Origin of the sequence: Rhodococcus sp. NPDC057014 (assembly GCF_042673295.1) — a bacterium.
Lineage (GTDB): Bacteria > Actinomycetota > Actinomycetes > Mycobacteriales > Mycobacteriaceae > Rhodococcus_F.
Window position 1 is genome coordinate 1 of record NZ_JBHUSF010000266.1, and the last position, 12,801, is coordinate 12,801.

Consider the following 12,801-nt stretch of genomic DNA (forward strand, 5'->3'; position numbering starts at 1 on the left):
CCCGAGGGTCAGGCCCCCGTCGACGACGAGGTTCTGCCCGGTCACGAACGTTGCGTCGTCGGAGACCAGATAGGCGATGGCGCCGGCGATGTCGTGGCCCTCGCCGGCGCGGGGGATCGGCTGGAATGTCGCCAGACCCTGCCGCACGCTGTCGACGCTGGCGTCCAGCGCGTCTCCGTCGAGGCCCGCGCCGTGACCGACGATGCGGGTGGCGACGCCGCCGGGCGTGACCGCGTTGACCCGGACGTGGAATTCCGCGAGTTCGCGTGCGGCGCTGCGGGTCATCTGCAGCACGGCGGCCTTCGCGGCGCCGTACGGGTGCGGGCCGAAGCCGGTGCGCACGCCCGCGACGGACGACACGTTGACCACGGTGCCGAACCCCTGCTCGCGCATCACCCGGGCGGCGTGTTTGGTGCCGAGGAAGGCGCTGCGCGCCAGGACGGCGAACGAGGAGTCCCACTCGTCGACGGTGGTGTCGGCGACGTATGTCCAGGCCCCGACCCGGCCGGCGTTGTTGACCATCGCGTCGAGGCGTCCGAAGCGCTCGGTCGCGGCGCGGACCGCGGCCGCGACATCCTCTTCGCGGGTGACGTCGGTGTGCAGGTAGACACCGTGCTCGCCGAGGGCGGCCGCGACCGCCTCGCCGCGTTCGTCGTCGATGTCCGTGACCACCACCCGCGCCCCCCGCTCCGCGAGAAGTGCGCAGGTCGCCGCCCCGATCCCGCTCGCGCCACCAGTCACCACCGCGACCTTGCCGTGCAGTTCCGCCATTGTGTTCTGTCCTTTCGCGCCATCCGTCCGAACTGTGGATCTTGAGGTATTAACCTAAAGGTATTAGCTTGGTATGTCGACGGTACCGACACGAAGCGGAGGCCGTCGGAACCACACGAGGGGAAGGCCCCGAATGTCCGAACTGATACTGACCGAGCAGCCGCGGCCCGGCATCCTGCTCGTGCGACTGAACCGACCCGAAGCGCTCAACGCGATGAACGCGGAGATGATCGGCGAATTGCACCGGGTTCTGGCCCGGGTGCGGGACGACTCGACGATCCGGGCGATCGTCCTCACCGGCGCGGGCAAGGCGTTCTGCGCCGGCCTGGACCTGCGTGGGTACGGCACCCCGGACGGCGCCGCGGACGGCGAGGGCCGCCCCCAGGCCGGGTTGCGGGTGCAGAAGCACATCGCCGACCTGGTGGAGGCGTTCCGTGGTGCGCGCCCGCCGATCATCGCCGCGATCAACGGCGCCGCGGCAGGCGGCGGGATGGCGCTGGCGCTGATGGCCGACATCCGCATCATCGCCGACTCGGCGGCGCTGCACGCGTCGTTCATCAAACGCGGCCTGTCCAACTGCGACATCGGAGTCAGTTGGCTGCTGCCGCGCATGATCGGGTTCTCGCGCGCGGCGCAGATCCTGCTCACCGGCCGGACGATCGACGCCCTGGAGGCGGAACGCATCGGAATCGCCTCGTCCGTCGAATCGAGCAGCACCCTGATCGACGCGGCGCTGGGCACCGCCGAGGCGATCGCGCAGAACACCCCGTTCGGGGTGTGGATGACCAAAGAGGTGATGTGGTCGAACCTCGAGGTGCCGAGTCTCCGGGCGGCGATCGATCTCGAGAACCGCACCCAGATTCTGGCAGCCATGACCAAGGACCACCGCGAGGCGGTGAAGTCCTTTCTCGAGAAGCGCCCACCCGAGTATCTGAATCACTGAACTTCAGCGACCAGCAACACCGGCCCAATGGGGCAGTAAGTGAGGACTACCAGTGAAAGTCGGTATCGCCGCCGGATATTGGGGCTCCGGGCCGCCGCGCAACGTCGACCGGATGCTCGCCGAAGCCGAAGCGCTCGGCGTGGACAGCTTCTGGACGGCGGAGACCTACGGATCGGACGCGCTGACCCCCCTCGCCTGGTGGGGATCACGCACGTCCACCATCACACTCGGAACCGCGGTCTGCCAGATGTCGGCCCGGACGCCGACGGCCCTGGCGATGGCGGCGCAGACGGTCGACCACCTCAGCGGGGGCCGGGTGATCGTCGGCATCGGCGCGTCGGGACCGCAGGTGGTCGAGGGCTGGTACGGGCAACCGTATCCCCGGCCGCTCGAGCGGACCCGCGAGTACGTCGAGATCATGCGTGCGGTGTGGGCCCGGGAGAAGCCGGTGACCTACGAAGGCAGGCACTATCAGCTACCGCTGGACGGTGGCAGCGGTCTCGGAAAGCCGTTGAAGTCGATCGTTCACCCACTGCGCGAGGACATTCCGGTCTATCTCGGGGCGGAGGGTCCGAAGAATGTCGCGCTCGCCGCGGAGATCGCGGACGGCTGGACCCCGCTGTGGTTCTCGCCCAAGAGCGACGAGTTCTACCGCGCCGCGCTGGCCGAGGGGTTTGGCCGGGACGGGGCCCGCCGGTCGCCGTCGGATTTCGAGATCGCCAACGTGTGCTGGCTGGTCGAAAACGACGATGTGGAAAAGGCGGCGGCCAAGATCAAACCCGTCGTCGCGTTGTACGCCGGCGGCATGGGCGCGAAGGGCGCCAATTTCCACAACGACGTCTTCGCCCGCATGGGCTGGACCGACGTCTGCGCCGAGATCCAGGAGTTGTACCTGCGTGGGCGGGCCGATCTCGCCGCGCAGGCCGTTCCGACCGAGATGGTCGAGGACGTCGCGCTGATCGGGCCTGCCGACAAGATCTGTGAGGACATCGTGAACCGCTGGAAACCCACCTGCCTGACGACCCTGATCCTCGGCGGCTGGCCGAGGCCGGAGAACCGGGAACGCATCCTCGAGGCGGTGATGTCGTGACGCTCGATCCGCGAACCCCGATCCTCGTCGGCGGCGGACAGGTCAACGAGCGGAGCGGGGGAGTGGAACCCGTCGACCTGATCGTCGCAGCGGCCCGCGCCGCGGCCGCCGAGGCGGGATCGCCGCGTCTGCTCGAACTCGTCGACTCGGTCCGGCTGATCGGGATGCTGTCGTGGCGGTACCGCGACCCGGGCGTGCTGGTCGGCGAACGCATCGGCGCCGCCGTCCGGCACACCGGATACACCGGCAGCGGGGGCAGCGGCCCGCAGGTTCTCGTCAACCAAGCGGCCGAGGACATCGCGGCGGGCCGGGCAGAGGTGGTCCTGGTGGGTGGTGCCGAGTCCTGGCGGACCCGGATGAAGCTGCGGTCCCAGGGCGTCCGCCCGGAGTGGACCGTGCAGGACGATTCGGTTGCACCCGCGGAGGTCCTCGTCCCCGAGGTGCCGATGGTCTTCGACGGTCAGTCCAGGATCGGCCTCGACCGGCCCGCATGCGTGTACCCCCTGTTCGAGCAGGCGCTGCGGATCTCGTCGGGGCGGTCGGAGGACGAGCACCGTGCCGCGATCGGCGCACTCTGGTCCGGGTTCAGCAAGGTGGCGGCGACGAACCCGCACGCGTGGACCGGGCGTGAGTACACGGCCGACGAGATCGTCACGCCGTCCGAGGACAATCGGTGGATCAGCAGGCCGTACACCAAGCTGATGAACTCGAACAACATGGTGGAGCAGGGCGCGGCGCTGCTCCTCTGCTCCGTCGGCGTCGCCACCCGCCTCGGAATCCCCCGCGACAACTGGGTCTTTCCACACGCAGGCACCGAGGCTCATGACACGTACGACATCGCCGAGCGGGAGGAGCTCGATCGGTCGCCCGCCATCCGGCTGGCCGGCGCGCGCGCCCTGGAACTGTCGGGAATCGGGCGGGACGACCTGACGCACGTGGACGTGTATTCGTGCTTCCCGTCGGCCGTCCAGGTCGCCGCCGCCGAGTTGGGTCTGCCCCTCGACGATCCAGGTCGACCGCTGACGCTCACCGGCGGCCTCACGTTCGCGGGCGGTCCGTGGAACAACTACAGCACGCACGCGATCGCCACCCTGGCGACCCGGCTGCGGGAGGCGCCGGGAACCTACGGGCTGATCACGGCGAACGGCGGCTACCTCACCAAGCACGCGTTCGGGGTCTACCGGACGGAGCCGCCGCGCAGCGGCTTCCGCCGTCAGGACGTTCAGGCCGACGTCGATGCGCAACCGACCACGCGAGCGCTCACGAGCTACGAGGGGTCCGGCTCGATCGAGTCCTGGACGGTGGTGCACGGTCGCGACGGCGCCCCGGAGCGCGGCTTCGTGGCGGTGCGGACCGGCACCGGCGAACGCACGCTGGCCAGCACGACGGAAGCGGGCGCGCTGGCCCGCCTGGTCGGCGTCGACGTCGCGCGGGACACGGCGGTCGTCGCCGCCGACGGCACGTTCCGGTTCGCGGACGATTGACTCCGGTTTACCTAACGACATAAGGTATAGGAATCGAGGGCATCCGCCGGGAGGCGTGAGGTTCTCACGGAGAAAAGGAGTTTCGAATGTCTGTCGAAGACTTCCGCGAACTGTACGAGCGGCACGTCGGATACGTGGTGTCCGGAGACATGAAGTCCGCACTCGCCGACATGGTTCAGGAGAACCTGCCCGCCGTGTTCGACGGTGTCACCGTTCCCCGCGGCGACGTCGACGGGTTCGAGATCAAGGACGTGCGGGCCGACGGCGACCGCCGCATCGGCGAGACGGTGTACACGACCCCCGGCGGCACGATCGGCCTGCGGTCGATCTGGGAGCGTCACGACGGCCGCTGGCTGGCCGCGGCGCTCGAGAACTTCCCCGCCGAAGGAGGGCGTCCGGCATGACGGGAGAACCGTGGGGACCGTCCGCCGACGGCCTCGACCAACCGTACTGGGACGGGCTCACCCGAGGTGAGCTGCGACTCCAGCGTTGCGGCAACTGCAAGACCTGGATCTGGGGACCGCAATGGGTCTGCGGATCCTGCCACACCCTCGACCCGAACTGGGAGTCCGTGACACCCACCGGGACCGTGTACAGCTGGTCGCGCAGCTGGTACCCGTTCATCACCGAACTGGCCGACCGCGTCCCGTACGTGACGGTTCTGGTGGAACTTCCCGAGGCCGGGCACCGCCGGGTACTCGGAATCCTGACCGGCGACGACACCGACGCCATCCGCATCGGCGACCCGGTCGTCGGGCACATCGAGCACGACGAAGGCGCGACCTGGCCGCTGCTGCGCTGGCGTCGATCCACCGAAGGAGCGCAGGCATGAGTGCACTCACCATGCGCGGGGCGGCCGCCGTCGTCGGCGTGTCCGAACTGCACTACCGCCGTGGCGAGGCCCCGGCGGGTGAACTGAGGATGACGCTCGAGGCGATCCTCGCGGCTTGCTCGGACGCCGGCATCTCGCCGCGTGAACTCGACGGATTCGTGTCGTATGCGGGCGGCGGGCACGACGGCGCGGTCATCGGCGGCGCACTGGGCGTCGACGACGTTCGGTGGTCGAACATGATGTGGGGTGGTGGCGGCGGGACGGTCGCTGCCGCGATCAACAATGCCGCCGTCGCGATCGCTGCCGGGCAGGCCGAGTGCGTCGTCGTCTACCGCTCGATGGCACAGGCGGATACCGGTCGCCTCGGCTACGCGAAGTACCACTACGGCCCGCACTTCCTCGCGCACGGCGTCGGATCGCCCGCCCAGGTGTGCGCGCTGCGGACACAGCGACTGCTCGAGCACGACGGGGTTCCGCGCGAGACGATGCGTGCACTGGTGCTCGCCGCGTACCGGCACGCCCAGAACAATCCGACCGCGCAGGGCTATGGCAAGCCGCTCGACGAGGCGACGTACGAGTCGTCCCGCCTGATCACCGAACCGTTTCACCTGTACGACTGCTCGCGGGAGAGCGACGGCGCCGTCGCACTGGTGCTCGTCTCCGCCGACCGCGCGAAGTCGCTGCGACCCGATCCCGCGTACGTTCTCGCGGGCGCGCAGGGCGCACCGGGCGGCTACTCCTCGATCATCGACAACGACGACCAGTACGCCACAGCGGGTTTCGCGGGCGCCGCCGGACGGCCCGGGGTCGCGGACCGCCTCTGGGCCGCAGCAGGTCTGGGCCCCGACGACGTGGACGTCGTCCAGGTGTACGAGAACTTCAGCGGGCCCGCCGTCGCCGCGCTCATCGACCACGGCCTGGCGCCGTCCGGCCCCGCCGCAGGCGAGGTCCTCACCGTCGACAACCTCACCGCGGGCGTCGGCAAGCTCCCCGTGAATACGAGTGGCGGCAACATCGCCGACTCGTTCGTCAACGGAATGGGCCTGGCGGTCGAGGCCGTGCGGCAGATCCGCGGCACGTCGACCAATCCCGTGGCGCACGCCAAGACGTCGCTGTTCATCGGCGGCCCGATGGCACCGCTCGTCAGTTCGACGCTCTTCGCCCACGAAGACGTGCTGTAGCACCCCGACTCTGTGAGAAGGATCGACATGGACAACATGACCGTGGACCGCGACGCCCTGTTCATCGGTGGCCGGTGGGTCGCCCCGCAGGAGGGTGCCGCGGCCGACGTCGTCGAGGCTGCCACGGAGAAGGTGCTCGGGCGTTCGGCTCTCGCTTCGGCCGCCGACATCGACGCCGCCGTCTCCGCCGCACGCGACGCACTCCGCGGACCGTGGGGGCAGCTCGACAACCGCGCTCGCGCAGACCTTCTCGACGTATTCGCGTCCGCGCTGAAGAAGCGTGGTCGCGATACCGCGACATTGGTGAGCCGCGAGAACGGGATGCCGATCTCACTCTCCGCCGGGGTCAACGGTTTCGGGCCCGCCGCCATGGTCCGCTACTACGCCGCGCTCGTCCGCGACGCGGCGTCCGAGGACGTCCGTCCCAGCGCGTTCGGCGGCCGCACGGTGGTCCGGCGGGAGCCGGTGGGCGTCGTCGCCGCGATCACCCCGTGGAACTACCCGCAGCCGCTCGCCGCGATGAAGATCGCGCCCGCGCTCGCGGCCGGCTGCACCGTGATTCTGAAGGCCGCCCCCGAAACCGCGCTCGACGCGTTCGCGTTCGCGGATGCCGCCGAGGAGGCCGGTCTGCCTCCCGGCGTCCTGAACATCGTGCCCGCGGGCCGCGAGGCGAGCGCCTACCTGGTGCAGCACGCGGGGGTCGACAAGGTCGCGTTCACCGGTTCGACGGCGGCGGGACGAGCGATCGGGGAGGTGTGTGGCAGGCTGCTGCGCCCCGTCACGCTCGAACTCGGCGGCAAATCGGCTGCAATCGTGGCACCCGACGCCGACCTGTCCGTGTTCGCGGCGAACCTCGCGGAGGTGTCGCTGGTGAACAACGGCCAGACGTGCCATGCGAGTACTCGGATCCTCGCCCCCCGTGCCCGGTACGAGGAGGTCGTCGAGGCGGTCACCGAGACGGTCCGGGGTCTCGTCGTCGGGGATCCCCTCGACAAGGCCACCGCGATCGGGCCGTTGGTCAGCGCCGCCCAGCGCGAGCGCGTGCTCGGCTACATCGAGGACGGGCGCAGCGCGGGCTACCGCACGACGACCGGCGGGGGCGTACCGGATTCGCAGCCGCTCGGCTGGTTCGTCGAGCCGACGGTGTTCGTGGACGTGGACAACTCCGCCCGCATCGCCCAGGAGGAGATCTTCGGGCCCGTTCTGACGATCACCCCCTACACGGACGAGGACGAGGCCGTGGCGATCGCCAACGACTCCGAATACGGCCTTGGCGGCACGGTCTGGACCGCCGACGAGGAGCACGGCCTCGCCCTGGCCTCCCGGATCCACAGCGGGACCGTCGGCGTCAACCACTACGCCCTCGACCTCGACGCGCCGTTCGGCGGCGTCAAGTCGTCCGGTCTCGGACGTGAACTCGGTCCGGAAGGCCTGAACCCGTATTTCGCGACGAAGTCCGTGTACTTCGGAACACGCTGATTCGAAACGCTTTTCATTCACCATCAGATCTGATCGAACGGAGCAGGCGATGACGCTACCGCTGACCGGTGTCCGCGTACTGGACCTCACCGACGGCCTCGGTGAGTCGTGTGGCCGGTACCTCGCCGACCTCGGCGCGCAGGTGACGAAGGTGGAAGGTCCGGGAGGTGCCCGATCACGCCGCGCCGAGCCGGTGGTGGACGGGATCAGCATCCCGTTCGCGCTGCGCAACGCGAACAAGCGGGGGATCGTCGTGGACCTCGACGACCCCGCGGGCCTCGATCGGCTGCGGGAACTCGCCACGGAATCCGACATCCTGATCGAATCGCACGCGCCGGGCGCGCTGAGCGAGCGCGGAGTGGGCGCGGCTGAACTCTCCGCTCTCGCACCGTCACTGGTGTGCGTGTCGGTCACGCCGTTCGGGCAGACCGGACCCTACCGGGACTGGGCGGCCACGGAACAGGTGCTGTACGCACTGAGCGGTGTGCTGTCCCGCTCCGGCGCTCCCGGAGCCGAACCCCTCCTTCCTCCCGCCGGCCTGGTGGAGGAGACCGTGGGGATGCACGCCGCCTGGTCGGCGCTGCTCGCCTACTACGACCGGATCCACACCGGGCGCGGGCAGGTCGTGGATCTGTCCGCCTTCGAGGCGCTCGTGCACGGCTTCGATCCCGGATTCGGGACGCAGGGTTCCGCGGCCGCGGGGCGCTCCGACGACTTCCCCCGGAACCGGCCGGACGCGTCGAACTTCTACCCGGTGTTCCCCTGCGCCGACGGCTACGTGCGGATCTGCCTGCTGGCCAAGCGGCAGTGGCGGGGAATGTTCGCATGGCTCGGCGCGCCGGAAGAATTCGCCGATCCGAAGTACGACACCATCCCGGCCCGGTTCGCCGCCGCCGACACCCTGCACCCCCTCATCGAGGCGCTGTTCGCGACCCGCACCCGCGACCAGCTCGTCGCGGAGGGCGCGGACAGGGGAGTGCCCGTCGGCGGCGTCCTCTCGCTCGGGGAAGTACTGACCACCGAGCACTTCGACGTGGCCGGTGCCCTCGCGGACATGGAGATCGCCACCGGGGTGCACGCCCGGGTTCCGACGGGATACGTGTCGATCGACGGCGCCCGCGTCGGAATCAGGACCCCGGCGCCCGAGGTAGGGGAGCACGACGCCCAGCCCCAGGCGACGCGGGAGACCCCGGCGGGCGAGGCGTCCGAGACGCGGCGACGGGGCACCCGCCCCCTCGACGGCCTCCGCGTCCTCGACCTGGGCGTGATCGTCTTCGGCGCCGAACTCAGCCGCCAGTTCGCCGACTACGGCGCCGATGTCATCAAGGTCGAGAATGCCAAGTTCCCCGACGGTCTCCGGCAGTCGAAGCGGGGTGCGGCGCTGGCCGCGTCCGTCGCCTGGGGGCACCGTAACAAGCGCAGCCTCGGTCTGGACCTGCGCAGCGCGGAGGGCGGGAAGTTGTTCCGCCGCCTCGTCGCCGAGGCCGACGTGGTCCTGTCCAATTTCAAGCCCGGCACGCTCGCGTCGATGGGCCTGTCGTACGACGAACTCGCCGCACTCAACCCGGGCATCATCGTGTCCGAGAGCAGCGCGTTCGGCAGCACCGGGCCGTGGAACAACCGACTCGGGTACGGCCCGCTGGTGCGTGCCGCGTGCGGTGTGTCCGCCCTGTGGCGGTACCCCGGGAACGAGGACCTACTCTGTGACGGCTCGACCGTCTACCCCGATCACATCGCCGCGCACGTCACGGCGATCGCGGTCCTCGCCGCTCTGATCCAGCGGACCCGCACGGGTAAGGGCGTGGCGCTCGAGGTGGCGCAGGCGGACACCGCGCTCGTCCAACTCGGTGCTCAACTCGTCACCGAATCGCTCCGACCGGGCACCGTCTCCGCGCCCGGCAACTCCGACCCGTTCGCCGCGCCGGCCGGAGTCTTCGCCTGCGCCGGTGACGACGAATGGTGCGTCGTGTCGGTCAGGGACGACGACGACTGGGTGCGACTGTGCGCCGCGATCGGCACGCCCGAACTGGCGGACGTTCCAGCGTTCCGCACCCGGGCCGAGCGGATCCGCAACCGCGTGGACGTCGACGCCGTGCTGGGTGAGTGGCTGCAGACGCGTTCTCCCGCAGCGGCGGTCGCGCAGTTGCAGGCGGCGGGAGTGCCCGCCGGGATGATGCTGCGCCTTCCCGAACTGCTCACCGATCCACACCTGGCGGCCCGCGACGCCTACACGGTCACCCATCACGCGTTGCTCCCGAAGGCGTTGCCCACGGCAGCCCGCATCGCCCGCTTCTCGGCCATTTCCGATCCGCCGCTGCGCCAGGCCCCGCTCGCCGGGCAGCACACCCGCGAGATCTGTGAGGAGCTGCTGGGCATGACGTCGGCCGAGGTGGATCGTCTCGTGGACGAGGGAATCCTGCAACCGCCCGTCACGGATCCCCCGCTCGGGGTGGCCGCGTCCGCCGCGCGGTGACACGCGAGTGAATTCGACAGCGGCCCGGGTTGCCCTGGGCCGCTGTCGAATCACGTCCACCTCACCGGGGTTCCGGTGAGGTCGAAAGACCGAAGGTAATGCGTAGACAAAACTAATGTCTGTTGGTTAACGTGGCACCCGTCACAATCATTCTCGAGCTCTTCGAGACCGCACGACACGGAGTGTGTGCATGACGACCAACCCATCAACCGCCGCAGGCGGCGCCACGACGGTCTCCGAGTCCGGGTCCGCCGGCGACTCGAAGCGAGCCAGCCGAGCCGCCTTCGTCGGAACTCTGCTCGAATACTACGATTTCAGCCTCTATGCCTCCGCCGCGTCGGTGGTGTTCGGGAGCGTCTTCTTCTCCGGTGCGAGCCCGTTCCTCGCCACGCTGCAAGCGGTCGGGACGTTCGCGGTCGGCTTCCTCGTCCGGCCGATCGGCGGCGTCGTCCTCGGCAGCCTCGGCGACCGGATCGGACGGAAGAAGATCCTCGTCTTCACCCTCGTGATGATGGGGGCCGCGACGATGCTCGTGGGCCTGCTGCCCGGCTACGAGCAGATCGGCTGGCTGGCCCCGGCCCTCCTCGTCCTCCTCCGGATCCTCCAGGGCATCGGCGCCAGCGCCGAATACGGCGGCGCCACCCTGGTCGCGGTGGAGTTCGCGCCGCAACGCCGAAAGGGACTTCTCGGATCCCTGCCCGGGGCGGGGGCGTCCATCGGCGGCGTCCTCGGCACCAGCGCCCTGCTGATCGTCTCGGCCGCGCTCCCCGAGGAAGCATTCATGTCCTGGGGATGGCGCCTGCCGTTCCTGCTCAGCGGACTGATTCTGCTGTACGGCCTGTCGCTGCGCGCCCGGCTGCCGGAGACCCCGGCGTTCCGCCACATCGAGGAGACGGACGGCAAGACCACCTCGCCCGTGCTCGACGTCATCCGCAGCCAGCCCCGCGCCATCCTGTCCGTACTCGTGATGGTGTTCGGGCAGGCCGGGCTGGGGTACTTCTACCTCGTCTTCATGCTGACGTTCGGCCGCAACCAACTGGGCATGGGGCAGACCGACATCCTGATCGGCCTGGTGCTCGCGCAATTGAGTTGTGCGGCATTCATTCCCCTGTTCGGGATGCTGTCCGACCGGGTGGGCCGGCGACCGGTCATCATCTCCGGATTCGTGTTCTCCGCGCTGCTCGCCTTCCCGGCATTCTGGCTCGTCGGGCACGGCGGCGGTACCGCCGCGTTCTGGTTGGTCCTGGTGCTGGGGAACGGGGTCGGCGTCGCTGCGATCTTCGGGCCGATGGGGGCGTATGTCACCGAACTCTTCGAGACCCGGCACGCCTTCAGCGGTCTCGGGTTGGGCCGTGAACTCGGGAACGCCCTCGGCGCCGCGCTCGTGCCGGTCCTCGCCGTGCAACTTGCGTTCAACGACGGCGGCAGCACCGCAGCACTGAGCATCCTGCTGGTGGCGATCTCGGTGGCAGGCGTCGCCGCCGCATGGGTCTCGGTGTCGCGCACAACGCGCGCGCGGGACGGTGCGGAGCGGGCCGCGTCGTCGTCCGAGGTCGCGGTCTAACGCAGGTCGTGGTTCAGGGCAAAGGCGCCACGGGATGGCAGGCGGGAGCAACGGCCGTCGCCGGATCGAGGAGATTGCGCACGATCCGGAGCGTGATGTCGTCGTACACCATGGTTCCGTGATTGGTCAGATCCTCGGGGCAGAAGTCCTGAACCACGACGTTGGACACGTTCGGCCCCGGCGGCAGTTGCGACTCGCTCAACTGCACGACGAGGTCGTGCCGCGAACTGACGGTCGCGTACTCGACTCCCGGGCGGGTCATGCCGCCCTCCCCGGTCTCGGTGACGAACGCCGAACCCGCCGTCCCGTCATCGACTGCCGGAATCACCTTCCCGACCGCATCTTTCGCCTGGGAATGCGCGGCGAGGAGATTCAGCATTCCGTAGGCGCTGATGCCGTTGGTGGCGGGAGCGACCCCGATCATCGTGCCGACCTTCGACTCTCCACCGAGGTGGTTGATGTAATAGAGGGGGACGAGTCCGCCCTGGGAGTGCCCGACGAGGTCGACCCGGTCGGCGCCGGTGGCGGCGAGGACGGTCTCGACGAACTCGCCGACCTGCCGGGCGGACACGCGCATGTCACCGGTCTGATGGAACGGGCCGGTGTCCGGGCCCCCGTAGTCGAGGCCGAACACGCAGTAGCCGTCGGCCTTCAGCTGGGGTGAGTACATTGCCCAGTTGGCGTAGCTGTTCTCGAACGTTCCGTTGACGAGGACGACGGGCCGCGGATGCGCGGCGTCCGGCCGGCACGAGAAATCGTTCATGCCCTGCGGAATCGCATCGGGGTGCTCGATGGAATAGGCCCACGCGGCAGGCCACCCCGTTTGCGGGGGCCCGACGGGAGCGTTGTCCGGGGCGGCGTCGGCCACCGCGGGAGTGCCCAGGACTGCCAGGGCTCCGAGAACTGCCGCCGTGCGTGCGCGTGCACCCATCGCGTCCGACTCCGTTACCGCCGAGCGACCGTTTTAACTAACTAGTGTAGTTT

Annotated in this window: 11 protein-coding genes; 9 read left to right on the forward strand and 2 right to left on the reverse strand. The window is 69.5% G+C overall.

What is annotated here, in order from left to right:
• Positions 1 to 771: glucose 1-dehydrogenase (locus tag ACFTZB_RS34545; protein WP_378438667.1), on the reverse strand; the 771-nt coding region annotated here is incomplete at its 3' end.
• A 133-nt stretch (positions 772 to 904) separates the two neighbouring features.
• On the opposite strand from ACFTZB_RS34545, the gene ACFTZB_RS34550 reads away from it, so the two are divergent.
• The 9 genes from ACFTZB_RS34550 to ACFTZB_RS34590 all read left to right on the forward strand — a co-directional run bounded on the left by ACFTZB_RS34550 (position 905) and on the right by ACFTZB_RS34590 (position 11,817).
• The gene (locus tag ACFTZB_RS34550; protein WP_276140539.1) at positions 905 to 1,714 is read left to right on the forward strand and encodes an enoyl-CoA hydratase/isomerase family protein; all 810 of its coding nucleotides are present in this window, start codon (positions 905 to 907) and stop codon (positions 1,712 to 1,714) included.
• Positions 1,715 to 1,766: 52 nt separating this feature from the next.
• Complete coding sequence (locus ACFTZB_RS34555; protein ID WP_378438669.1) at positions 1,767 to 2,804, forward strand: LLM class F420-dependent oxidoreductase; 1,038 nt, start codon at positions 1,767 to 1,769, stop codon at positions 2,802 to 2,804.
• A complete protein-coding gene (locus ACFTZB_RS34560; RefSeq protein WP_378438671.1) occupies positions 2,801 to 4,288 on the forward strand; it encodes an acetyl-CoA acetyltransferase in 1,488 nt (495 codons plus the stop codon). Before ACFTZB_RS34555 ends, ACFTZB_RS34560 begins: the two co-directional genes overlap by 4 nt.
• An 86-nt stretch (positions 4,289 to 4,374) precedes the next feature.
• On the forward strand, positions 4,375 to 4,692 hold the full coding sequence (locus ACFTZB_RS34565) for a hypothetical protein (protein ID WP_095862524.1): 318 nt from the start codon (positions 4,375 to 4,377) through the stop codon (positions 4,690 to 4,692).
• Positions 4,689 to 5,120: a Zn-ribbon domain-containing OB-fold protein gene (locus ACFTZB_RS34570; RefSeq protein WP_160100351.1), complete on the forward strand. Its 432-nt coding sequence runs from the start codon at positions 4,689 to 4,691 to the stop codon at positions 5,118 to 5,120. Before ACFTZB_RS34565 ends, ACFTZB_RS34570 begins: the two co-directional genes overlap by 4 nt.
• A complete protein-coding gene (locus tag ACFTZB_RS34575; RefSeq protein WP_206009993.1) occupies positions 5,117 to 6,301 on the forward strand; it encodes a transporter in 1,185 nt (394 codons plus the stop codon). The genes ACFTZB_RS34570 and ACFTZB_RS34575 overlap by 4 nt, the downstream gene beginning before the upstream one ends.
• A 27-nt stretch (positions 6,302 to 6,328) precedes the next feature.
• Complete coding sequence (locus ACFTZB_RS34580; protein ID WP_378438674.1) at positions 6,329 to 7,780, forward strand: aldehyde dehydrogenase; 1,452 nt, start codon at positions 6,329 to 6,331, stop codon at positions 7,778 to 7,780.
• A 49-nt stretch (positions 7,781 to 7,829) separates the two neighbouring features.
• Positions 7,830 to 10,253 (forward strand): CaiB/BaiF CoA transferase family protein, encoded by a 2,424-nt coding sequence (locus ACFTZB_RS34585; RefSeq protein WP_378438676.1) that lies wholly within the window; start codon positions 7,830 to 7,832, stop codon positions 10,251 to 10,253.
• Positions 10,254 to 10,443: 190 nt separating this feature from the next.
• The gene (locus ACFTZB_RS34590; RefSeq protein ID WP_378438678.1) at positions 10,444 to 11,817 is read left to right on the forward strand and encodes an MFS transporter; all 1,374 of its coding nucleotides are present in this window, start codon (positions 10,444 to 10,446) and stop codon (positions 11,815 to 11,817) included.
• A 13-nt stretch (positions 11,818 to 11,830) separates the two neighbouring features.
• On the opposite strand, the gene ACFTZB_RS34595 is transcribed toward ACFTZB_RS34590, so the two are convergent.
• Positions 11,831 to 12,748 (reverse strand): esterase/lipase family protein, encoded by a 918-nt coding sequence (locus ACFTZB_RS34595; protein WP_378438680.1) that lies wholly within the window; start codon positions 12,746 to 12,748, stop codon positions 11,831 to 11,833.
• Between the last annotated feature and the right edge of the window lie 53 nt (positions 12,749 to 12,801).